Source organism: Mesorhizobium sp. M0761 (assembly GCF_040320205.1).
Taxonomy (GTDB): Bacteria; Pseudomonadota; Alphaproteobacteria; order Rhizobiales; family Rhizobiaceae; genus Mesorhizobium.
In genome coordinates this window covers 75549-98847 of sequence record NZ_JAMYPF010000009.1, presented here as the reverse complement: position 1 = coordinate 98847, position 23299 = coordinate 75549, and the positions used below count along the sequence as shown (strand labels likewise).

General features: G+C 62.6%; 19 protein-coding genes and 1 pseudogene. 9 read left to right on the top strand and 11 right to left on the bottom strand.

Annotated features, from left to right (window positions below; translation table 11 throughout):
• Positions 1 to 10: 10 nt before the first annotated feature.
• Positions 11 to 994, bottom strand: coding sequence for a bifunctional riboflavin kinase/FAD synthetase (locus NKI32_RS16915; RefSeq protein ID WP_352853212.1), 984 nt, complete (start codon positions 992 to 994; stop codon positions 11 to 13).
• A gap of 9 nt (positions 995 to 1003) precedes the next feature.
• Positions 1004 to 1864: a TIGR01459 family HAD-type hydrolase gene (locus NKI32_RS16910; protein ID WP_353003032.1), complete on the bottom strand. Its 861-nt coding sequence runs from the start codon at positions 1862 to 1864 to the stop codon at positions 1004 to 1006.
• 336 nt (positions 1865 to 2200) lie between these two features.
• Between NKI32_RS16910 and NKI32_RS16905 the strand changes: the two genes are divergently transcribed.
• The 4 genes from NKI32_RS16905 to NKI32_RS16890 all read left to right on the top strand — a co-directional run bounded on the left by NKI32_RS16905 (position 2201) and on the right by NKI32_RS16890 (position 7717).
• Positions 2201 to 4090 (top strand): pilus assembly protein, encoded by a 1890-nt coding sequence (locus tag NKI32_RS16905; RefSeq protein WP_023697694.1) that lies wholly within the window; start codon positions 2201 to 2203, stop codon positions 4088 to 4090.
• A 187-nt stretch (positions 4091 to 4277) separates the two neighbouring features.
• A complete protein-coding gene (locus NKI32_RS16900) occupies positions 4278 to 6251 on the top strand; it encodes a pilus assembly protein (protein ID WP_023816294.1) in 1974 nt (657 codons plus the stop codon).
• A 156-nt stretch (positions 6252 to 6407) separates the two neighbouring features.
• Entirely contained in the window at positions 6408 to 7040 is a 633-nt protein-coding gene (locus NKI32_RS16895; RefSeq protein WP_353003031.1) for a LysE family translocator, read from the top strand.
• Between the two features lie 146 nt (positions 7041 to 7186).
• On the top strand, positions 7187 to 7717 hold the full coding sequence (locus NKI32_RS16890) for a CAP domain-containing protein (RefSeq protein ID WP_023671529.1): 531 nt from the start codon (positions 7187 to 7189) through the stop codon (positions 7715 to 7717).
• A 29-nt stretch (positions 7718 to 7746) separates the two neighbouring features.
• On the opposite strand, the gene NKI32_RS16885 is transcribed toward NKI32_RS16890, so the two are convergent.
• The 5 genes and pseudogenes from NKI32_RS16885 to NKI32_RS16865 form a co-directional block, all read right to left on the bottom strand.
• Positions 7747 to 10365 carry an EAL domain-containing protein gene (locus NKI32_RS16885; RefSeq protein WP_245263080.1) on the bottom strand — a complete coding sequence of 873 codons (2619 nt, stop codon included), beginning with the start codon at positions 10363 to 10365 and terminating at the stop codon, positions 7747 to 7749.
• 333 nt (positions 10366 to 10698) lie between these two features.
• Entirely contained in the window at positions 10699 to 12234 is a 1536-nt protein-coding gene (locus NKI32_RS16880) for a DHA2 family efflux MFS transporter permease subunit (protein ID WP_353003069.1), read from the bottom strand.
• A 349-nt stretch (positions 12235 to 12583) separates the two neighbouring features.
• Positions 12584 to 13777 (bottom strand): HlyD family secretion protein, encoded by a 1194-nt coding sequence (locus tag NKI32_RS16875; RefSeq protein ID WP_352625881.1) that lies wholly within the window; start codon positions 13775 to 13777, stop codon positions 12584 to 12586.
• Complete coding sequence (locus NKI32_RS16870; protein WP_353003030.1) at positions 13774 to 14244, bottom strand: MarR family winged helix-turn-helix transcriptional regulator; 471 nt, start codon at positions 14242 to 14244, stop codon at positions 13774 to 13776. Before NKI32_RS16870 ends, NKI32_RS16875 begins: the two co-directional genes overlap by 4 nt.
• A gap of 126 nt (positions 14245 to 14370) precedes the next feature.
• A pseudogene (locus tag NKI32_RS16865) lies at positions 14371 to 14579 on the bottom strand (iron chelate uptake ABC transporter family permease subunit); the annotation flags it as partial.
• A 129-nt stretch (positions 14580 to 14708) separates the two neighbouring features.
• Between NKI32_RS16865 and NKI32_RS16860 the strand changes: the two are divergent.
• Complete coding sequence (locus tag NKI32_RS16860; RefSeq protein WP_353003029.1) at positions 14709 to 15542, top strand: AraC family transcriptional regulator; 834 nt, start codon at positions 14709 to 14711, stop codon at positions 15540 to 15542.
• 42 nt (positions 15543 to 15584) lie between these two features.
• On the opposite strand, the gene NKI32_RS16855 is transcribed toward NKI32_RS16860, so the two are convergent.
• A complete protein-coding gene (locus NKI32_RS16855) occupies positions 15585 to 16520 on the bottom strand; it encodes a bifunctional helix-turn-helix transcriptional regulator/GNAT family N-acetyltransferase (protein WP_353003028.1) in 936 nt (311 codons plus the stop codon).
• A 79-nt stretch (positions 16521 to 16599) separates the two neighbouring features.
• Positions 16600 to 17787, bottom strand: a complete 1188-nt coding sequence (locus tag NKI32_RS16850; RefSeq protein ID WP_023756407.1) for an MFS transporter — start codon at positions 17785 to 17787, stop codon at positions 16600 to 16602.
• 170 nt (positions 17788 to 17957) lie between these two features.
• Here NKI32_RS16850 and NKI32_RS16845 point away from each other — a divergent pair, with 170 nt between their 5' ends.
• Positions 17958 to 18584 carry a TetR/AcrR family transcriptional regulator gene (locus NKI32_RS16845; RefSeq protein WP_023753766.1) on the top strand — a complete coding sequence of 209 codons (627 nt, stop codon included), beginning with the start codon at positions 17958 to 17960 and terminating at the stop codon, positions 18582 to 18584.
• Here the strand turns inward: NKI32_RS16845 and NKI32_RS16840 are convergent.
• Positions 18581 to 19450: a hypothetical protein gene (locus tag NKI32_RS16840; protein WP_023715203.1), complete on the bottom strand. Its 870-nt coding sequence runs from the start codon at positions 19448 to 19450 to the stop codon at positions 18581 to 18583. The two genes, NKI32_RS16845 and NKI32_RS16840, sit on opposite strands and share 4 nt — an antisense overlap.
• A gap of 82 nt (positions 19451 to 19532) precedes the next feature.
• Between NKI32_RS16840 and NKI32_RS16835 the strand changes: the two genes are divergently transcribed.
• The 3 genes from NKI32_RS16835 to groL all read left to right on the top strand — a co-directional run bounded on the left by NKI32_RS16835 (position 19533) and on the right by groL (position 22531).
• Positions 19533 to 20330 (top strand): class I SAM-dependent methyltransferase, encoded by a 798-nt coding sequence (locus NKI32_RS16835; protein WP_353003027.1) that lies wholly within the window; start codon positions 19533 to 19535, stop codon positions 20328 to 20330.
• 185 nt (positions 20331 to 20515) lie between these two features.
• Positions 20516 to 20812, top strand: a complete 297-nt coding sequence (gene groES / locus NKI32_RS16830) for a co-chaperone GroES (protein WP_006203049.1) — start codon at positions 20516 to 20518, stop codon at positions 20810 to 20812.
• Between the two features lie 63 nt (positions 20813 to 20875).
• Positions 20876 to 22531 (top strand): chaperonin GroEL, encoded by a 1656-nt coding sequence (gene groL, locus NKI32_RS16825; RefSeq protein WP_353003026.1) that lies wholly within the window; start codon positions 20876 to 20878, stop codon positions 22529 to 22531.
• Positions 22532 to 22602: 71 nt separating this feature from the next.
• Here groL and NKI32_RS16820 read toward each other — a convergent pair whose 3' ends face one another.
• Positions 22603 to 23211: a TetR/AcrR family transcriptional regulator gene (locus NKI32_RS16820; RefSeq protein WP_023697706.1), complete on the bottom strand. Its 609-nt coding sequence runs from the start codon at positions 23209 to 23211 to the stop codon at positions 22603 to 22605.
• Positions 23212 to 23299: the final 88 nt, after the last annotated feature.

Sequence of the window (23299 nt, the reverse complement as noted above, 5' to 3'; positions counted from 1 at the left end):
GCCGGAAGGCTCAAAAAGCGATGGCGCCGTCCAGATCCGAAAGCGGCCTGACGCCGGCCAGCAGCGCGCGCGCCTCCGCCTCGTCGCGCTTCATTTGTGCCACCAGCCCATCGAGCCCATCGAACTTCACCTCGGGGCGCAAAAAGCCGAAGAACGATACGTCGCAGATCTCACCATAGAGATCGCCGGCAAAGTCGAAGACGAAGGTTTCGAGCAGCGGCGCGCCATTGTCGTCGACAGTCGGGCGACGCCCGAAGCTGGCGACACCATCATAGAGCGTGCCGTCGGCGCGGCGAAAGCGGACGGCATAAATCCCTTCCTTCAGAGTCGTTTCCGGCGAAAGCCTCATGTTGGCTGTCGGGAAGCCGAGCGTGCGGCCGAGCTGCTGGCCGCCGATCACTTCGCTTTCGACGGTGAAGCGGTAGCCGAGCAGGCCTGCGGCCTCGGCGACCTCTCCCTCGCAGAGCAGCTCGCGGATACGGCTCGACGACACGACCTCGGCGCCCTCGTCGCGAAAGGCGTCGACCAGGGTGACGCCGAAACCATGGCGCTCGCCTGCCGCCATCAGAAACGCAGGACCGCCCTGCCGGTCCTTGCCGAAGTGGAAATCGAAGCCGGTCACGGCATGGGTGATGCCGAGGTTCGTCTCCAGCACATCGGTCACGAAAGCCTCGGCCGACAGGCCGGCAAAGGCGCGCGTGAACGGCTGTTCGACGAGTGCGGCAAAGCCCAGATGCGACAGCAGCCGCGCCTTCATCGGCGGCGGCGTCAATACGAACAGCGGCATATCGGGCCTGAACACCTTGCGCGGATGCGGCTCGAAGGTCAGCACCAGCGCCGGCACGCCGCGCCGCCCGGCTTCGGCAAGCGCGCGATCGAGCACCGCCTGGTGACCGCGATGGACGCCGTCGAAATTGCCGATCGCCACCACGCCGCGGCGCAAATGCGGCGGCAGCGGCGCGGTTGCTGAAATGTGTTCGAAAGCTGCGCTCATGCAGCAATCCTACCGCAGTCTCGGAATGACGGCGACCGGCCGGTAGCCGTGCTTTTGCAGAAAGCCCGCGAGCCTGGCGGGGTCCGGCTGCATGGGATCGCCATAGTCGCGCGCGTGAATGCCGCCCGAGACGTAAAGCACATCGATGCCGTTGTCGGCGGCGCCCTTGACATCGGTCATCATGCCGTCGCCGATGGCCAGCACCTCGGAGCGCGCGACGTCGCGGCCGAGAAGCACGGCAACCTCCCGCAGCGCTACGTCATAGACCGGCGCATAGGGTTTTCCGGCGATCAGCGTGCGGCCGCCAAGCTGGGCATAGTCGCGCGCCAAGGCGCCGGCGCACCAGATCATGCGCTCGCCGCGTTCGACCACGATGTCGGGATTGGCGCAGATGAAAGGCAGGTTCCTGGCGCGCAGCCGGCGCAGCAGATCGGCGTAATCCTCAGGCGTTTCCACCTCGTCGTCGAACAGCCCGGTGCAGACCGCGCCGGAGGCCTCGAACTCCTCGACGAGCTCGACGTCGAGACCGTCATAGAGGGTGAAATCGCGGTCGGCGCCGATATGGAAGATTTTTCGTGGGCCTTCGGCGATAAGGTCGCGGGTCACATCGCCTGAGGTCACGACGCGGTCGTAGGCGGCGGCGGGAACGCCGATCGCATTCATCTGCGCCACCACATCGGCATTGCGGCGCGGCGAGTTGGTGATCAGGACGACCGGGACCTTCGCCGCACGCGCGGCGGCAAGCGCTTCGGCAGCCGCCGGAAAATGCCATTCGCCATTGTGGATCACGCCCCAGACATCGCACAGGATGGCCGAGTAGGCGCCCGACAAATCCGCGAGCGAGCCGATGATATCAGGCGAATCCGCCATGCCGTTTACCTGCTGTGACGATCATTGCGAGAGCTGCAGCCGACGGTCCGCCGCAACCGGCCCCGCATTAACCGAAGCGTTTCATCCTGTCACCAGCTTTTCGGCACTTGCCAGGCTGTTGCGCAACGGGCTGATCGAAGGTTGCACAGGCAGGAACCACCCTTCTCCGAGCTTTGGTCTATCGAAACAATGTCGCACCGCTGGTCACCAGGGCCGAGTGGTTAACGAGCCTTGAAAAGATCGGCCTATGTTGAACGCATTTCAGCAACCTGAAATTTAACGATTTTGTGGGCATCTTCGGACCGATATTGGGGTCCTGGCAGGGGTGCTGAAGGCATGATCCGCAGATTTCTGAACGACAGACGCGGCAACTATGCCTTGATGACAGTGATCACCATGGTGCCCTTGATGGGCGCGCTGGCGCTTGCCATCGACTACACCGATCTCTTGCGCCAAAAGCAGAACATGCTGAACGCGCTGGATGCCGCCGGGATTGCCACGGCACAGCAGATCGTCACCGGGGCGACCGACACGGCAGTCAAGGCCTATGCGAAGGATTTCTTCGAAGCCAATCTCGGCCGCGTCAAAGCAGCCAATACGGCCCTGACGGTGACGCTTCCCAACAACAACGCAGGTGGTGGCACGCTGAAGCTGTGCGCCGAATTGACGTACCACCCCTATTTCCTGCCGGCAGCGGCCATGATGATCGGAAGAACCGCCGCCGACGTCACAACATCGGCATGCTCGGAGATCCGCCTCAAAAACACGCTGGAAGTGTCTCTCGTGCTCGACAATTCCGGCTCTATGAGCACCAACGGCTCCGGCACCGGCCAGCCGCGAATAGATTTGCTCAAGAAGGCCGCGACCGAGCTTGTCAATACAATGGCGCTCCAGGCCGCACAAATGAAGCAGGTGACCAAGCCGGTGCAGTTCTCGCTGGTCCCGTTTTCTGCGTCGGTCAATGTCGGCGCTCCGATCCCCCCGGCTCCATTGCCGACGTGGCTGGACACGACCGGCATTTCCCCGATCCATCATCAGAACTTCGATTGGTCGACGATGACAGCGGCGGCAAATGCCACCAAATGGATCGAAAAAGTAGGCAGCGTTTACTACCAGCGCGGCACGGGCTGGGGCACTGACAAAGACAAGGAGATGACGCGTTTCACCCTCTATCAGGACATGATGGCAACGACCTGTACGAAGAAAAACTCGAACGGCACTTGCAAGACCTCCGTCGTCGCCAAATACGAAGCCTGGAAGGGCTGCGTGGAGGCGAGGCCGTATCCCTATAATGACGACGACACGTCGCCGACCACTGGCACGCCCGCCACCATGTTCGTGCCGATGTTCGCGCCGGACGAAGCTGGCAATTTCTGGACCGACACAACTCGCACCAGCACATCGACGTGGGGTTACGCCAACAATTGGTGGATCGATTATTCCGACACGCTGACTGTCCCCAAACGCCAGGCGGATATGCGCAAGTATTTTCTGACAAAGCCCTGGGACGCAGCAGCCGCTGCGGCCGATGATGGACCCAATTCGGCATGCACGACCGCCGCGATCACGCCGTTACAGGACATAACCACCACCGATGGCAAGAAAATCCTGACGGATGCCATCAATGCCATGGCCCCGACGGGCAACACCAACGTGCCGGAAGGGCTGGCCTGGGGCTGGCGGACGGTGTCGAGCAACGAGCCTTTTACGCAAGGCCGGCCGAACACCGAAAGAGGCAACGACAAAGTGGTCATCGTCCTGACCGACGGCGCAAACACCTATAGCATCGGCCCCAGCAACGACATGACCAGCAACTACGCCAAGAATGGATCGACCTACGCCGCCTATGGCTACACCGGCCCTAATTTTCCGAAGCCAGTGGAGCCTGCGACCCGCCTGTTCGTCAACACGACCGTCGCCAAGACAACCTATACGGCGACCAACTACACGGCCGCGCTTGACGAGCAGATGCAAACCCTTTGCGCCAATGCGAAGAATTCGAACATTCTCTTGATGACCGTCTCGCTCGACCTTGTTAGTTCCAAGCCGGCGGAAAAGACTGCCATAGATGCGCTCAAGAAATGCTCCTCGGATTCGCGCTTCCGCAAGGATCCGACCGACCCGAGCAAACCGGCGAAGCTGTACTGGAACGCGACCGGCGCCACCTTGTCGCAAAGTTTCAAGGAAATCGCCGACGAACTGTCGAACCTGCGCATCGTCAGCTGATCGGCGCGATCTTTCGAACAAGGCGCTCCGCCTCGGCGGGGCGTTTTGCGTTCGGCAGCTGGCGCATTTGGTTAGCGCCTGGTGAAGCGCTATCCGCGCAATCGAGCAGTTTCCCAAACCCGTCCTTCAACGTTTTGTGAAACTGTGGCGGCATTGAAGAATCCGCAGGCGGGGCCGCTTACATCACATGCGTGAACTCTGGCGCACATTCCGGCGTGACTTCTGGCGTGACCGCCGCGGCAATTACGCTCTGATGACCGTTGTGGCGATGGTGCCACTGATGGGCGGCGTGGCAATGGCTGTCGACTACACCGGCGTGGTCAGCGAGAAGCAGAGGGTGGTCAACGCGCTCGACGCCGCCAACTTCGCCACAGCGCGCCGGCTGGTGGAAGGCGCCACCGACGACCAGTTGCGGGCCTATGCGCTCGACTTCTTCAAGGCAAACCTCAACCACGTCGATCCCGCCGACACGACGCTCAGCGTTACGCTGCCCAGCAGCACGACCGGCGGCGGCATCGTCAAGCTGTGCGCCAGCCTGGTCTACAAGCCCTATTTCCTGCCGGCAGCGGCGATGCTGATCGGCAGGACGTCGGAAAACGTCACCTACTCCGTGTGTTCGCAAGTCCGGCTGAAGAACACGCTGGAAGTGGCCATGGTGCTCGACAATTCGGGGTCGATGTCGAACACGGGCACGGGTGCCGGACAAAAGCGCATCGACCTTCTCAAGCAAGCCGCCAAGCAGCTCGTCGACACGCTTGCCTTGCAGGCCGCGATGATCAAGCAGATCGACAAGCCGGTCCAGTTCAGCCTCGTGCCGTTCGCCGCCTCGGTCAATGTCGGCGCCAGCAACGACAACGCGTCGTGGATCGACGCCTACGGGCTGTCGCCCATCCACAATGAGAATTTCGCCTGGTCCACGCTTAACGCAGCCGACAAATATGCCCAGAAGATCGGCGGCATCTGGTACAAGAAAGGCACTGGCTGGGGTGAGCAGGAGGGGCAGATGCTGACCCGCTTCTCGCTCTACCGCGACATGAAGGTGGTCACCAGCCACGAGCGCATCGTCGGCAGCAAACGCGTGGTCTGCGACAAATATCGCGCCAATCATACATGCTCGGACAGCCACAACGAATACGACTACAACGACACATATGGACCGTTCGCCAGCTGGCAGGGCTGCGTCGAAGTGCGGCCCTATCCCTATAATGTCAACGACGCGCCGGCCTCCGGCGGACCGAACAACACCGGCACCGGCGTCGGCGATCCCGCGACCATGTTCGTGCCGATGTTCGCGCCGGATGAGCCGGGCAATCATTGGTACATAACGCAGGACCCCGACGAGGTGGCTCCCAAGACCTATGGCGCAGCCAACAGCTGGTGGAACGACGATCCGGCGAGCACCACCGGCAAGACGCGCCAGTCCAACATGGCCAAGTATTTTCAGCCACGGCCGATGAACGCGCCGGTGCTGGGGACGGGTGCCGGTCCGAACTACAGCTGCACCACCACGCCGATCACACCCCTGACCGACGTCGCCAACGCCGCCGGGCTGACCAAGATCAAGGCTGCGATCGACCTTATGGCGCCTAACGGCAACACCAATGTGCCGGAAGGCATGGCCTGGGGCTGGCGCACCGTCTCCAGCACGGAGCCTTTCACAGGAGGACGTCCTGAGACGGAGCGCGGCAACGACAAGGTGGTCATCGTGCTCACCGACGGCGAGAACACCTATTCGACGGTGAGTTCCGACCCCGCCGGCAACAAGTCGACCTATGCCGGCTATGGCTATACCGGCGTCGGCTACAACGGCACTGCGGTCACCCGCCTGTTCGGCGGCACGTCGAGCGCCATCGGCCAGCTCAACTATTCGTCGAGCAACTACACCGCCGCGCTCAACGAGCAGATGGCGACGCTGTGCAACAACGCCAAGGCGGCCAACATCATGGTGATGACGGTGGCGCTCGACATGTCGACGACCGACGCCGGCGACAAGAGCGCGATGGAGGCACTGAAGACGTGCTCGTCGGACTCGCGCTTCCGCAAGGATCCGACCGACCCGAGCAAGCCTGCAAAACTGTTCTGGAACGCGACCGGCGCCACGCTGTCCGACAATTTCAAGGAAATCGCCAACGAGCTCTCGAACCTGCGCGTGGTGAGCTGAGGGTTGAAGCTGCTGATCTTCCCCCTTGCGGGGGAAATTGACGGCTTCGCCGCTTTCGACATTTTTCGGCGCTGGCGCAAAGTCTCCGGCCATCATGCTCTTGCGGTGAGTCAAAACGCGTGCTCGGTATCGTCACCGCTTCCCGGAGATTGCCCCGTGCCCGAAACCGCCAACCATCTCGCCTTCGCGCTGGTCTGCCTGGGCATGGTGCTGACGCCCGGGCCGAACATGATCTACCTGATCTCGCGCTCGCTGTCGCAAGGCCCCATGGCCGGGCTGATCTCGCTCGGCGGCGTGGCGGTCGGCTTTCTGTTCTATGTCGTGTCGGCTGCGCTGGGCATCACCGCCCTGCTGCTTGCCGTGCCGTTTGCCTATGACGCACTGCGCATTGCCGGCGCGCTCTATCTGCTATGGCTCGCCTGGCAAGCGGTGCGGCCCGGCGGGCGCTCACCATTCCAGGTGCGCGAACTGTCGAAGGACAGGCCGCGCAAGCTGTTCGCCATGGGTCTAATGACCAATCTCCTCAATCCCAAGGTGGCGGTGCTTTATCTGTCGCTGCTGCCGCAGTTCATCTCGCTGGGCAACGGCCATGTGCTGTCGCAGCTTCTGGTGCTCGGCGCCACGCAGATCTCGATCAGCCTGACCGTCAATGCCATCATCGCGGTAACGGCCGGTTCGATCGCCACCTTTCTTGCCGGACGGCCGCTATGGATGGTCATCCAGCGCTGGATGATGGGCACGGTGCTCGCCGCGCTGGCGCTTAAAATGGCGACCGACGCGCAACGCTGATCGGAGGCAGCGCGCCGAGACTACATCGGCCGCCGACCTTCCCATTCGAATCGATCGGCCGAACCTGCACGGAGGCCAGCGATTGAGATTTTCGCAGCCCTGCCCGGCAAAAGCCATGATCGCCGCTAAGTCAGGCAGGCATGACAATGATCTGCACCACCAATCACCCGCTCGCGCAAACCCGCTCTGGCGCAGCAAGTCCAAAACCAAACAGGCGCCTGCTGCTGATCGGCCTTGCAGCCATGGCCGGCCTCGCTGCTTGCAGCACGGTCTCGGTGCCGACCGGCGAAGGCGCCGGTGTCTCGTCCTCCGCCACCGCGACGCTGGCCGGCATCCGAGCTTCGGCCGGACTGCCGGCGCTGGTGCCGGACGCCCAGCTCGAGCAGGCCGCTCGGCAGCAGGCCGGCTATATGGCCTCACGCGAACGCATGAGCCACACGACGGGCTGGGGAAAGGATTTCGCGTCGCGGATGAAGGACAATGGCGTGCGGGGCGCCGCCGCCGAGAACATCGCCGAGGGCCGCTTCGACCAGCAGAAACTGTTCGACATCTGGATGCATTCGGCTGGCCACCGCCGCAACATGCTCGATCCGGATTTCAGCCGCTTCGGCCTCGCCTATGTACGCGACGGACGCGACAGCGCCATCCGCTACTGGAGCCTGGTGCTCGGAAAATAGCAGCCAGCGGTTACGGCGCGAGCCAGCCGTCAGCCTTTCGCGATCAGCTCGCCGATATCCCCAGCCGACAGGGGTTTGCTGAAATAATTGCCCTGCACCTCGTCACAATTGTTCTTGCGCAGGAAGGCGACCTGGTCTTCCGTTTCGACACCTTCGGCCAGCACCCGAAGGTTCAACTTCTGCCCCAGGGAAATCACGGCGCCAGTGACCGCCTGATCGTTCTCGTCGGTCGCGAGATCGTTGATGAAGGACTTGTCGATCTTCAGCCGCGCCACCGGAAACGTCTTGAGGGCGCTGAGACTGGAATAGCCTGTTCCGAAATCGTCGATCGATATCTGCACGCCGAGCTTTTGCAGTCCGTTCATCGTTGCGACCGCCAGCTCGAAATCCTGCATGATCAGGCTTTCCGTCACTTCGAGCTCGAGATACCTCGCCTCCAGGCCGCTTTCCTTCAATGCGTTGACGACGCGGTCGATCAGGTTCTTCTCCCGGAACTGCCGCGCCGACACGTTGACGCAGACGGTTACGGGCGACAGACCGGCGCGCTGCCAGGCTTTGTTCTGCCGGCAGGCTTCGTGCAGGATCCAGTCGCCGAGCGGCACGATCAGCCCGGTCTCCTCGGCGGTCGGGATGAACATCGCCGGCGAAACCAGGCCTCGCGTCGGGTGGTTCCAGCGCACCAGCGCTTCGACGGCGAAAACCTGCCCCGATCGCAGATCCACCTGTGGCTGATAATGCAGAGCGAATTCCGACCGGGCGAGCGCGTTTCGCAATTCCTCCTGAAGCAGGAATTTTTCATGTGCCGTTGAGTTGAACTCCGGGGCATAGAACTGGAAATTGTCGCGGCCGAATTCCTTGGCGCGATACATGGCGGCGTCGGCATTGGCCAACAGCGTATCCGGGCTGGTCCCGTCCTTCGGGTAATTTGCGATGCCGATGCTGGCCGTCGTTCTCAGCCGATGCTCTCCGACAAGAACCGGTTCCGCGATCGCATCCCTGATCGTCTGCAGGGTTTCCGAGACCACATCGACATTGGTGGTTTGGTCGAACAGGACGATGACAAATTCGTCGCCGCCAAGCCGCACGACGGTGTCGGTGGCCTTCACGCATCCAACCAAACGGCTGGCGACGGTCTTGAGGAGTTCGTCGCCGGCATTGTGGCCAAACGTATCGTTCACCAGTTTGAAATTGTCGAGATCGATGAACACCACCGTCATCCAGCGATTGTATCGCTGCGCGTAGAGGACCGCCTGGGAAAGCCGATCCTCCAGCAAAGCGCGATTGGGCAGGCCGGTCAGCGCATCATGGTTGGCCATGAAGTGGATCTGGTCTTCCGCCAGTTTGCGCTCGATCGCGATGCCGGCAATGTGTGTGGTGAATTCGATCAGGCGGGTCTCGGCATGGGTGGGTTCGCGCACGGTCATCGAATACATGGCAAAGGCGCCCAACACGACGCCCCGATGCGACAGGATCGGGGTTGACCAGCACGAACGATAGCCATGGGGTGCCGCCAGTTCGCGGTAATCGTCCCAAAGCGGATCCTGCAGAATATCGGTAACAATGACCGGTTCCCGCCGGTAGATGGCGGTTCCGCAGGATCCCACCTTGGGACCGATGGCCGCCCCATCGATGGCGCTCGTATAGGCTTTCGCCAGGCCCGGCGCCGCACCGTGACGCAAATGAATGCCGTCCTTGTCGAGCAGCAGGACGGAACCGAATATCCCCTTCAACTGAGCCTCGACGAAGCGCATGAGGCGGTCGAGCACGTCCTCCAGCGGCGCGCTCGTGGCAATCATTTCGAGGATCTGCGCCTGCCCGCTGCGAAGGACATCCGCCTGCTTGCGGGCGGTGATGTCGTGGGCGATGCCAACCAGGCCGAAGATTTCATTTTGGCGATTGCGCAACGGCACCTTCGTCGACGAAAGCCATTTGCCGTTCCCCGACGCATCGACGACAAACTCTTCCGCGTCGATCATTGGTTGTCCGCTCTTGAGCAGGCGCTGCTCGACCAGGCGAAATTTCCGCGCAACTTCCGGGGGGTGGAGATCAAAATCGGTCAAACCGATCATGTCGCTGGTCTTGTTGCGGCCGCTATCGGTCGCAAGGGCGCTGTTGACCACGACGAAACGGCTTTGCGTATCCTTGACCCAGAGATAATCGGGCACCCAGTCGATCAGCGCCTGCAGCGAAATGCGCTCGTCGACGATCTGCCGATTGGCGAGGAGTTCAGTGATGTCCTCATGCGTGGCGATCCAACTGCCATCGGGCATGGGCTGGTTACGGATCTGGATTGTGCGACCATCGACAAGTTTGGCGGTCCAGAGCCGCGAAGCCTTGCCCGAATTGATCGAGCGAGCCGTTGCGAGATAGGTGTCGGCGGCCGTCGCCGCCGTGCCGGCGGCAACGCGGCGTTCGACTATTTCGCTCAGTGTCACGCCAGGCCGCAATTCCTCGGGCGCAATGCGGTAGATTTCCGCATAGCGCCGGTTGCTCAGGATCAGGCGTTCATCGGCATCGAAAAAGCAGATGCCTTGCGAAATATTCTCGATCGCAGTCTCGAAGCGCAGGGTCTGCCCTTCGAGACCCGCAATGGTCGTGCGAAGTTCTCCCTCGAGCGTATCGTAGGAAACGTCAGCCAGTCTTGCCAATGCGACTACGCCCACCGGCCCGCGCGCCCCGACGGATCTTCTGGATGACTTCGTGACCAAACAGACCTCCTCCGGTTTGGCACCTGAAACAAGAAAGGGCCTCTGTCGTGCCAAACGAAAGTCGACTGACAATGTTACAGATGTGCTAATTCAAGATGAACTGTAACGGAATTGGAGGCGTCAGCAACCAGATACCAAAGGTGCAAATGTCATTTCAAATCAACTTCCAACGGCTCATTATCGATATTCTTTTGCACACGCGGGTTTTGACGATCATCCGAGCAACAATCATCAGGGGCAACCAGCTTGCTGCCAGCGCTACCGGCGCCCGCCTCAATCCATATGCGCGGCAGGAGCGGCCGCGCCGGCCGGAGCGGTCTTCGGCTTGCGCAGCAGGAAGACAAACGGAATGGCAACCAGCGTCATCACCATCAGCAGTTTGAAGTCGTTGACGTAGGAGATCATCATCGCCTGGATGTTGACCATGCGGTCCACCTGCGAAAGTGCCGTCGGATCGCCGCCTGCTGCCGCCGGCGAGAGTGCCCACAAATTGGGGTTGAACGGGTTGATGAAGGCCGACAATTCGGTGTGATTGACCTGCGTGTTGCGCACCATGAGAACCGTCACCACCGACACGCCGATTGACGAACCGAGATTTCGAACCAGGCTGAACAGGGCCGTGGCGTCGGTGCGGAAGCGCACGTCGAGCGTGGCGAAGGCCACCGTCGACAGCGGCACGAACACCATGCCCATGCCCAGGCCCTGGATGACGCCGGAGCTGAGGATCAGCCAATTGTCCATCTGCGGCGTGAAGGAAGACATGGTGTAAAGCGACTGCGCGGTGAGCAGAAAGCCGATGACGACGAGGATGCGGGCGTCGATCCTGCTCATGAGCCGCCCAACGACAAGCATCGAAATCATCGTGCCGACACCGCGCGGTCCCAGGACGACGCCGATGGTCACGGTCGGATAGCCGAAGATGGTCGACAGCATCGGCGGCAGCAGCGACATCGAGGCCAGGATCAGCACGCCCATGACGAAGATGAAGGCCAGACCGGTGACGAAATTGCGGTCGAGGAAGATCTTGGGGTCGATGAAAGGACGTTCGGCCGTCAGTGTGTGGATGATGAACACCCAGAAGCCGGTGATCGAAAGAGCAAGCTCGATCCAGATTTCGACCGAGGAAAACCAATCGACCTCGCCGCCGCGGTCGAGCAGCAGCTGCAGTGCGCCGACGCCGAGCGAAATCATGGCGAAACCGAAGAAATCGAAGCTGCGGATCCGCCGGGCAACGACCGGCAAATAGGCTGCCATGCCGAGGAAGGCGATGATGCCGACCGGCAAATTGATGAAGAACACCCAGCGCCAGTTGAAATTCTCGGTCAGCCAACCGCCCAGCGTCGGACCCAGGATCGGCCCCAGCATGATGCCGGCGCCCCAGATGGCCATCGCCTGGCCGTGGCGTTCCCTGGGGTTGATGTCGAGCAGGAAGGTCTGCGACAGCGGCACGATGGCTGCGCCGAACACGCCCTGCATCAGCCGGAAGAACACTATGCTCTCCAGGCTCCAGGCAATACCGCACAGCATCGAGAACACGGTGAAGCCGACAACCGCCGCCAGGAACAGTTCCTTGCGGCCGAAGCGGTCGGCCAGCCAGCCGGTCACCGGCGTCATGATGGCGGCCGCAACGATGTAGGAGGTCAACACCCAGTTGATGTTGTCAGGCGAGGCGCCGAGGTCGCCGGTCATGGTCGGCAGCGCGACATTGGCGATCGTGGTGTCGAGCGCCTGCATGACCGTCGCCAGCATCAGCGCCACTGTGATCAGGCCGCGATGCGGCACTTCCTTGAAAGTTTCTGGTGTGGTCATCATGCGGAACTTCCGACAGGTAACAAAAACGTGTACACTAGGTTTCCGGGCGGCGAGGCCTTCTCTGGTGAAGAGACCCTCATCGCGGTGGGACGCGATCTATCGATGTGGGGGTTACATCGATCGAAGGTCTCGACACATCAGGCGCTTGCCGCCCGGAAATCCAAGGTCCGAAGGATGGGCGCCGAAGTGGTCCAGGTTCTGGGCAGGCCGCGATGCGGCCCGGTCCAATCCACCCCTCGTTCAACCTGCCGTCGGACCGATCCTGTCATCTCACCTTCACCTCGCCTGCGGCGGGCGTTCTGCCGGGCCGTGATCCTGCTTTTCGAGATCACGGTCCATTCACAGTCTATTGTGCTTCGCCTGCGGTGGCGTGGCCGAAGATAGCGGGGAACCCGCGGGCAACGCCGGTATCCACCGTAACCGAGGCGCTCATACCGGTGCGCAGCGCCATTTTGGCGTCGGCATCGGTCAGCTCCAGGCGCACCGGTATGCGCTGCGTGACCTTGACCCAGTTGCCGGTGGCGTTTTGAGCTGGCAGCAGCGAAAACTCCGCGCCGGTGCCGGCGCCGATCGCCTTGACGGTGGCTTCGAAAGTTCTGCCCGGATAGGTGTCGACGACGATCTCGGCCTTCTGGCCAGGCTTCATGTGGGTAAGCTGGGTTTCCTTGAAATTGGCATCGATCCAGGTGTCGCCGGTCTCCACCAGCGCAAACAGCGGCGTGCCGGAACCGACATACTGGCCGACCTTGAACGAGGAGGCCTGGCTGATGACGCCGTCGGCCGGCGCCTTGACCGTGGTCTGCGCCAGATCGTAGGCGGCCTTGTCGCGCGCGGCGAGTGCGGCCATCACGGTCGGATGCTTGTCGGTCTCGATATCGGGATTGCCGGCGAGAGCGGCCTTGGCGCTGATGATGCCTTGCTCGGCAACGGCCAGTTGCTGCCTGGCCTTGTCGAGATCGTTCTTGGCCTCGTCCAGCGACGATTTGGCGTTGATGCCCTTCTGGGCAAGGTCGGCGGCGCGGTCATACTGCGACTGCGCGTAGTCGACCTGGCTGGCATCGGACTTTTCCTGCGCCAGCGCCTGGCTGTAGGCGGCGCGCAGCTGTTCGATACCGACGCGTGCGACTGCGACCGCCGCGTCGGCCTGCGCCAACGCGATCCGGTAGGGCTCGGGGTCGACGGCAAACAGCACATCGCCCTGCTTGACCTGCTGATTGTCCGAGATGCCGACCTGAACTATGCGGCCGGCCGTGTCCGAGGCGATCGACACCTTGGCCTGCTGCAAATTGGCGTTTTCGGTCTCCTGATAGCGGCCGCCGGTCACCCAGACGTAGCCCCCGCCAATGGCCAGTGCCGCCGGCAGGGCGACCATCAGCAGCAGGCGGCCGAGGCGGCGCTTCTTGACCGGAGCCGGAGCGGGCTGCACCGGGGGAGCCACAGCGACAGGTGCCGCGGCCGGCTGCGCGGGCGCTTCGGCAGCCGGCTGTGCCGGCGTCTCGATCTTGGTTACATTCTCGTCTAGCTTGGCTGCCGCGTTCATGTTGCTGCCCCTTCCGTACTCTTCAAGGACGACGTCTCGCCGTCCGCCAGGTTTTGCACGATGGTGTCCAGCGCCCGGATCAGGACGCGGCGGTCGTCCGGCGAAACGCCGACCAGCGATTCCTCATAAACTTCGCCGGCAAGGCTTTTGACCTCGGCATAGGCCGCGTTCGCCTTGGCTGTCGGGAAGATCATGCGCACGCGCCGGTCAGTTGCATCGGAGCGCCGTTCGATCCAGCCGCCCTCCTCCATCCGGTCGACGAGGCGTGAAACGCTGATCGGCTCGATTTCGAGAAGTTCGGCGAGGCGAGCCTGGGCGACGCCGGCCTCCTTGGCGACGCGAACCAGAAGCCGCCATTGTGCCGAGGAAAGGCCAAGACCGCTGGCGCGCGCCTCGAAGCGCTTGCGCATAAGGCGCTGCACGTCGTGGATCAAAAAGCCCAATCTATCTATGCCGTCGGAAACCATGAGCGGTATATATTATAAGCGTGCTTAGCATTCAAGGCGCCGCATTGCACCAGAGCCGAAAAAGAGGGATGGCAGCCATGCAGATGCGGTCACGGCGCTGTCAATGACGGTTGCGGATGACCTCCCGACCGAGACGTGAATTGCCGTCGAGAACGCCCCGAGGAGAAAGGTCGTCTTGCGCGTCCTCGCCACCGGCACACCTAGGCTTTCGGCGGCATTTTCGCCGGCGGCGAAGGCATCGAGCCGGCGGTGGTTCCACAGGGCATAGGCAAGGATGGTGCCCGCACCCAGCGCGCCCGGATATTGTCCCAGCGAGCCAGGCCGAGGCCGCCCAGCAGCGGCTTTCCACGATGGTGACCTGCCACAGTCGACCAGCGCCCTTCGATTTTACGACAGGCGCAATTTCGATCAAACTGGCCTCGCAAAAAGCCGGCAGCATGGTGTGGCCAAATGCGAGGAGACTCATGAACCCGACCGAGAAAGCGCTGTGGTTTGTCGAGAGCCATTTGCCGGAAGCGATCTCGCTTGAGGATGTCGCGCAAAGCAGCGGCGTCTCGCGCTTTCATGTGACGCGCGCCTTTGGCGCCGCCACCGGCCGTTCGGTGATGGGCTATATGCGCGCGCGCCGGCTGACCGAAGCGGCGCGCAAGCTGGCTTCCGGCGCGCCCGACATCCTCGCGGTCGCGCTCGATGCCGGCTACGCCTCGCACGAAGCCTTCACCCGCGCCTTCCGCGATCAGTTCGGCACGACGCCGGAACTGGTGCGCGCGCAGGGCAGCCTCAGCAATCTCGCCCTGGTGGAGCCGATCCTGATGGACCAGTCCTTCCTCGCCTCACTGCCGCCGCCGCGCTTCGAGACCGGCCGTCCCTTCCTCATTGCCGGCCTCGGCGAGCGCTACAGCTGCGAAACCAGCGCGGCCATTCCGATGCAGTGGCAGCGCTTCGGTCCCTATATCGGCAACATTCCGGGCGAGACCGGCGACGTCGCCTATGGCGTCTGCGTCAACGGCGACGATGCCGGCAATTTCGACTATATCGCCGGCGTCGAAGTTTCGGATTTCTCGGACCTGCCGAAGGAGCTTTCGCGGGTGCGGGTGCCGGCGCAGAAATACGCCGTGTTCACCCATGCCGAGCACATCTCCACCATCCGCCGCACCGTCAACACGATCTGGAACAAATGGCTGCCGGCCTCGGGGCACGATATAGCCGACGGCCCCGAATTCGAACGCTACGGCCCGGAGTTCGATCCGCGCAGTGGCAATGGCGGGCTGGAGATATGGATTCCGGTTAGAGTGTGAGAGCGTTTGCGCGCGATCTTGCCTTCTTCCGGTGAAAAGGCGCTACAGCTCCAGGTTCCAGTTCTGGCCGACCAGATCCTTGCCGAAGGCGTGATGGCGCTCTTCGTCCACCAGCCTGAAGCCCGCACTCTCATAGATGTGGCGGGCGGCGGTCAAAATGTCGTTGGTCCACAGGGTCAGCGTCTTGTAGCCCCTGGCGCGGGCGAAGCTGATGCACTCCTCGACCAGCCGTTTGCCGATGCCGAGGCCGCGCGCCGAAGGCTCGACATAGAGCAGGCGCAATTTTGCCACCTCGTCGGACTTGCGCACGACGAAGACCGAGCCGACTACCTCCTCTTGCCGCTGGGCAATCCAGCTGCGTTCCCATTCTGGATCGAAGGATTTTACGAAGGCGCCGAGGATTTCGGCGACCAGCGCCTCGTAGGTTTCGTCCCAGCCATAGTCCTGTGCGTAGATCTGTCCTTGGCGGCGCACCACCCAGCCGATGTCGCCGACCTGCAAGGGGCGCAGCATATACGGCACTTTGGACTCCGGGCTGTCGCCCAGGAGTTGCTGCACCGTCTGCATGGCCTTGACCAGCCGGTCCTGTTCGGCAGCAGGAAGCCGCTCCAGCAAGGCCGCGACCTGGTCGTGCGAAGCCCGGTTCAGCGGCGCGAAGGCCTGCCGCCCCACCGGCGTCAGCGTGATCGACGACTGCCGCGCATCCGACGCCAGCGGCGCGCGTGCAATCAGCTGCAGGTGCTCGAACTTCTTCAGGAGCCGGCTGACATAACCGGCGTCGAGGCCGAGATCGCGGATGAGATCGCTGGCGGTCAGGCCATCGCGATGCGCCAGTTCGTAGAGCACCCGCGCCTCGGTCAGCGAGAAGGCGCTTTTCAGCAGGCCTTCGTCGAGCAGACCTATCTGGCGGGTGTAGAAGCGGTTGAAAGCCCGCACCGCGTCGATGCGTTCCTTGCCGGGTTGATGATGGATCGTCATGGGAAGCCTCCTGCCCATCAACGATCGGTCATTTATTTGACTTAGTCAAGTATCGAGGAGATGCTCCTCCGGTCGTGTCTCAGGCGATGGCGCGGCGGCGCCGTGCGATCAGGACGAACAGGCCGAGCAGCACGACGCTGGCCGCAGCACTGGCGGCGGCAAATTCCGGCACCGGCCGAAAATCCTTGCCGTCGATCAGCAGCGATGCCGCGACCGGGCCGATCGCCAGACCGAAAAGCTGGGCCGCCGGCACCAGAAGCACGGCCGTGCGCGTCTCGTCGGCGGTGATCGCCAGCCGGATCTGATAGGGCACGATGAACAGAAGGATGAAGCCCATGATCAAGGCCGCGACCCAGAAAACCGTCAGGCCGGGGCTGCCGGCGAGCACCACGGAACTGGCGACGGCGACCACGCCGATCGCCACGATGGCGAAGCGGTAGTCGATACGCGCCTCGAAGACGGTAGCCGTCATTGCGCCCAGCACCTGCAATGCCAGGCTGGCCGAGACGATCAGGCCGACGCTGCGGCCATCGATGCCGTATTGTGCGCCAAGCGGCTCGAGAAACGCCCAGACCGAGCCGAAGAACATAAAGTAGCAGAAGACGCACAGCAAAGCGGCAAGCGAAGGAACGGTCAGCACATTGCTGAACTGTTCCTCCTTGGGCAGGTCGGCATAGCTATCGGGAACGATGAAGGCGACCGCCACCGAAGCGATGCAGACGACGGCAAGGACGATGAAGCCGCCTGCCGATCCGGCGGCCGGGATGACGTAAAGCGCCAGCAGCAGGGCAAGGGCGCATTGCGCCAGGGTCTGAAGGGTGACGAAGAAGCCGCCGATGCGCTCGGCCCGGCGCGAACGGGCGATCAGTTCCGTGGCGACCGCCACCAGCCCACCCTCGGCGAGGCCCGCCACCGCGCGGGCGGCAATCAGCGAGGTCGAGGTCAGCGCATAGGCGGTCGCCCCGTTCGCCAGCGCCAGCAAGAGCAGAAGGACGGCACTTTTCAAGCGCATATTGTGGGCGGACAGCATCATGGCGATGGCCGCCGATCCGATGCCGATGGCGATCATCTCCGCCGTGGCGACCAGCGCGAGTTCGTCACCGCTGACATGCCCTTCGGTGTAGAGCGCGCCGAGAAGCACCGGCTGCAGCCCGAGAACGAGCAGGCCGACCGAGCCGATCCACAATGCCGAGGCGAGTTGCGCCCCAGTGGGGTTGCCGACCAGCCAGTCGCCGTTCCCGGCATCCGCGTTACCAGCAGAAGTCACGGTCGCCTCCCAACGTCCTTGCCTGACGGCAAAAAAACTGACAGTCTGTCAGCATTTAGAAACTGATACTCGATCATATTCGTTTGTCAATCAGTAGCGGGACTTGGCACCAACAAGGCTGGGGATGGTCTTGGCGATCGAATGGTCTGGGCGATCGAGAGGATGGCGGCATGAACGAAGCAGTGCAGATGACGACCGAACCGAGGCGCAGGCCCAAACAGGAGCGCAGCCGCGAGCGCATCGACGCCATCCTGTCGACGACCATGCGGCTGATCGGCGAGAAAGGCATCGACGCCGTCACCATGAAGGAAGTCGGCGCACAGGCCGGCGGGCCGATCGCCACCGTCTATCATTACTTCCCCAACAAGTCGGCGATCCTGGCGATGCTCTACGAGCGATTCTCCGAAGTGAGCCGCGCCCGGCTTGCCGCCATCGTTGCCGACATTGGCGGGCTGGACGACGTTATCGCTGCGGCCGACCGGCTGCTCGACGACTACTATGAGCGCGTCGCCGGCGACCCCGCCATTCAGGACCTGCAAAACGCCATCCAGGCTGACAAGGCGCTGAAGAATCTCGACATCGCCGAAACCCGGCGCCAGGCGACGATGTTCTGCGACCATGTCGGCCCCTTTCTCGCGCCAGAGCGACGCAATGAGTTCGGCCGTATGGTTTTCCTGATCTTCCAGCTGGCCGGCGGCGTCGTGCGCATGGCGCTGACCCAGAACCAGGAGGAAAGCCGCCACACCATCGAGGACTACCGGTCGATCATCCATACGCAGTTGGGACTGTTTCTCTAGCGCCCGATTCGACCCCGTCCGGTCTGGTGGATGAGGTTTTCGAAGCCGTCGGCCAGGTTGGCTGTGCCGGCGGCAACAATCTTCGACAGGTTCCTGGCGCGACCTGGGGTCTTGTTGGCATCGAGCAGCACGGCCCTGCCCTCATGCACGACAAAGTCGAATTTGCCATAGTCGAAGCCCAGCTTCCGACGCAAGGCGCGCAGTTCGTCGGGAACCGCAACCGGCTGCCGGCGGACGGTGTCGTCGCCCTTGACCAGGCGCTGCGGCGAGACATAGCGGGTGCAGCGCTCCCGATCGCCGCAGAATATCCAGAACCGCGCCGCAAACCCGTCGGGCTCGATTTCGGGAATGAATTTTTCCACGATCAGGTCGGCACGCCTGAAAATCTCCGGCGCCACATCGGCCAGCGAGGCATGCACCTGATAACGGTCGAAGGTCTGCGCGCCCGGGAAAGGCACTGCCTTGCCGGCGCGAACGGATTTTCGGTTGAGCTGCTCCTCGGGCGTCCCCCAATGATTGAGGTTGCTCTTGACGATGACCTGGCCGCTCCAGTTGGCACCCTCCTCGAGGATCGCACCACTGATGCGGCGCTTGGAAATGTCGGTTGCACCAAGATTGAGACAAATCGGAAATCCGCGCGCGTAGTCGACATAGTCCGATGGCGTCACTGTCGCGTCGACATGCAGGACGGCAATATCGGCGTTATGACTTGCCGAGGGTCCACGCATGATCTGCACGGAGTGACCGCGCCGTTTCAGCTCCGCCAGGACGTCGAACAGCATGTAGGGGCTGTCCTGGCGCAGCAGGAGGCCCCGCCGGCTCTGGAAGCGGTCAAATTCATGCGTTATGACGGCAATGCGGGCCATGGCCTTTCCTGCATGAGGTAACTCGCAAGGCAACCAACAGCCTGGAAGGAAATATGTCCAGCCTTTCCCCAAACCGTTCCGCATGACTGAGCATTGGGACGCAATTCGCCGTCATTGGCGGCTTCTCGGGTCGCCGCTGTGTCCGCCCCCGGAAGCTGTCGCCGCCTATGAGCGCGAACTTAGCCTGCAATCAGTCGATGTGGTGCTGCTCGGGGTCACGCCGGAGCTTGCCGGCCTCGGAAGGACCATGCTCGCGATCGACGAGTCCACTGCCATGATATCGGGCATCTGGCCGGGCGATACCGCCTCACGCAAGGCGGTGATCGGCAACTGGCTGGAGTTGCCGCTGGGCGACGAAAGCGCCGGGGCGGTGATCGGCGACGGCTGCCTGTCGGCGCTGGACTCCTCGGTTGCACGGCAGGCGCTGCTTGCCGAGATTGCGCGTGTGCTGAAGTCCGGTGGGCGGGCTGCATTGCGCGCCTATGCAAGTCCTCAGGTACAGGATGATCTGCAGGAGGTCCGGGCGCTGACGCTTTCCGGTGGTGTCGCGACCTTCCACGAACTCAAATGGCGCATTGCCATGGCTTGTGCCGGCGGCGATCCCGACCGCGCCATTCCGGTGCGGGCGATCCTCGATGCCTTCGATGCGCTGTTTGCCGACCGGGAGGCCCTTGCCGCGACGACCGGATGGGAGATGCCGGTCATCGGCACCATCGATGCCTATGCGAATTCGAAGACTGTCTACAGTTTCGCCCCGGCGGCGACGCTGGTCGAAGAGGCGAGCCGGTTTTTTGACAGTGTCCGCCTCGCGCCGACAGGGACCTATGGGCTGGCTGAACGCTGTCCGCTTCTGGTGCTTGAATCGCCGCGGCGCCGATAGGGTCTGCCGTCGGATCGCGGCACGGCTCCAATTGGCACAATTGTGCTCACCGTTCGCCTTGACTCTCGAAAGCCACGCGCTTATTTCAGCGCGACGTTAGCACTCTCCCCAGGTGAGTGCTAACGCACATCCGGCACCGCCGGATCGAGGAACAGCTCTCACCGTTCTCATTCGAGGAAGAAAAAATGGCAAAGTCGAAGTTCCGCCCGCTTCATGACCGCGTGGTCGTACGCCGGGTCGAATCCGAATCCAAGACCGCCGGCGGGATCATCATCCCGGATACGGCAAAGGAAAAGCCGCAGGAAGGCGAGATCATCGCCGTCGGCTCCGGCGCTCGCGACGAAGCCGGCAAGCTGGTCCCGCTGGACGTCAAGGCCGGCGACCGCATCCTGTTCGGCAAATGGTCGGGCACCGAAGTCAAGCTCAATGGCGAAGACCTTCTGATCATGAAGGAATCCGACATTATGGGCATCATCGGCTGATCATCGGCCTCACCGTCAACTAATTTCGGGCTTGATCGCAAGCCCCCTGCCAGGAGCTAAAAAATGGCTGCTAAAGACGTAAAATTCTCCCGCGACGCCCGCGAGCGCATGCTGCGCGGCGTCAACATCCTCGCCGACGCGGTGAAGGTCACGCTCGGCCCCAAGGGCCGCAACGTCGTCATCGACAAGTCGTTCGGCGCACCGCGCATCACCAAGGACGGCGTCACCGTCGCCAAGGAAATCGAGCTTGAAGACAAGTTCGAGAACATGGGCGCGCAGATGGTCCGCGAAGTTGCTTCGAAGACCAACGACATCGCCGGCGACGGCACCACGACCGCGACCGTCCTGGCGCAGTCGATCGTCCAGGAAGGCCACAAGGCCGTTGCCGCCGGCATGAACCCGATGGATCTGAAGCGCGGCATCGACCTGGCCGTGACCGAAGTCGTCGCGGCTCTCGGCAAGGCTGCCAAGAAGATCAAGACCTCCGAGGAAGTTGCCCAGGTCGGCACGATCTCCGCCAATGGCGACGAGTCGGTCGGCGCCATGATCGCCGAAGCGATGCAGAAGGTCGGCAATGAAGGCGTCATCACGGTTGAAGAAGCCAAGACCGCCGAGACAGAGCTGGAAGTCGTCGAAGGCATGCAGTTCGACCGCGGCTATCTCTCGCCCTACTTCGTCACCAACGCCGACAAGATGGTTGCCGAGCTCGAGGACGCCTACATCCTCCTGCACGAGAAGAAGCTGTCCAACCTCCAGGCCATGCTGCCGGTTCTCGAAGCCGTCGTGCAGACCTCCAAGCCGCTGCTCATCATCTCGGAAGACGTCGAAGGCGAGGCTCTGGCCACGCTGGTCGTCAACAAGCTGCGTGGTGGCCTGAAAATCGCCGCCGTCAAGGCGCCGGGCTTCGGTGATCGCCGCAAGGCCATGCTGGAAGACATCGCCATCCTGACCGGTGGCCAGGTCATCTCGGAAGACCTCGGCATCAAGCTCGAGAATGTCGGCCTCAACATGCTCGGCCGCGCCAAGAAGGTGTCGATCTCCAAGGAGAACACCACCATCGTCGACGGCGCCGGCAAGAAGGCCGAGATCCAGGGCCGCGTTGCCCAGATCAAGCAGCAGATCGAAGAGACCACGTCGGACTACGACAAGGAGAAGCTGCAGGAACGTCTGGCGAAGCTCGCCGGCGGCGTTGCGGTGATCCGTGTCGGCGGCGCGACGGAAGTCGAAGTCAAGGAAAAGAAGGACCGCGTCGATGACGCCCTCAACGCGACCCGTGCGGCCGTGGAAGAAGGCATCGTTGCAGGCGGCGGCGTCGCTCTCCTGCGCGCTTCGGCCAACATCAAGGTCACCGGCGTCAATGCCGACCAGGCTGCCGGAATCAACATCGTTCGCCGTGCACTGCAGGCTCCGGCCCGTCAGATCGCTTCGAACGCAGGTGCTGAAGCTTCGATCGTTGCCGGCAAGATCCTCGACAACAAGGGCGCGACCTACGGCTACAACGCCCAGACCGGCGAGTATGGCGACATGATCGCCATGGGCATCGTCGACCCGGTCAAGGTCGTTCGCACCGCTCTCCAGGACGCGGCCTCGGTCGCCGGCCTGCTCGTCACCACCGAAGCCATGATCGCGGAGGCTCCCAAGAAGGAGTCGGCCGGCGGCGGCATGCCTGGCGGCATGGGCGGCGGCGGCATGGGCGGCATGGGCGGCATGGATTTCTAATCCAAGCTATCTGGCTTATGCATACGGAAAGGGCGCCGAGAGGCGCCCTTTTTGTTTTGGAAAGCGGATGGTTAGGCGGCGCTGTCCGCCTGCCGCGCAACCTTGCCTGCAAGCACCGCCTGCTCGACAAGCGCCGCCACCTCGTCGGCCACCACCAGCACCGGGCCACGATCGCGGGTGGCCCTCGCAATCACCATCAGCCCTTCCAGCGAGGATTCGACCAGCAGTGCCAGGGCATGCGCCCGGCGTTCGGGCACTCCTGCCCTGACAAAGGCCTGTCGCAGCAAGCCGATCCATTGCTCGAAAGCCGATCGGCAGAGTTCCGCCAGTTCCGGCACATCGGTGGGTGAATCCAGCACCACCGGCGCGATGGGGCAACCCAGCGAAAAATCATTGTCCTCCAGCATGCGCCCGACCGACTGGTAGATGTGATGGACGGCCACTGCAGGATCGCTCTCGGCTGCCAGTGCTTCGCCCAGCCTTTTCGTGACGTCGGCAACGCTGTTACGCGTCACCTCGATGACCAGTTGGTCCTTGCCGCCTGGGAAATGAAAATAGAGCGAGCCGCGCGGCGCCCCGCTGGCGCCCAGAATGTCGTTGAGCGAGGTGCCGTGATAGCCGCGCTGCCTGAGCAACAGGCCGGTGGTCTCGAGTATGCGGGTGCGGGTGTCGTTGGCCATGTCAACCTCTGTCAGCAGTGACGCATTATAGGCCTTGCCAAGAATATGACAATCGGTCTATATAGTATGTAGATCAGTCTATATATAT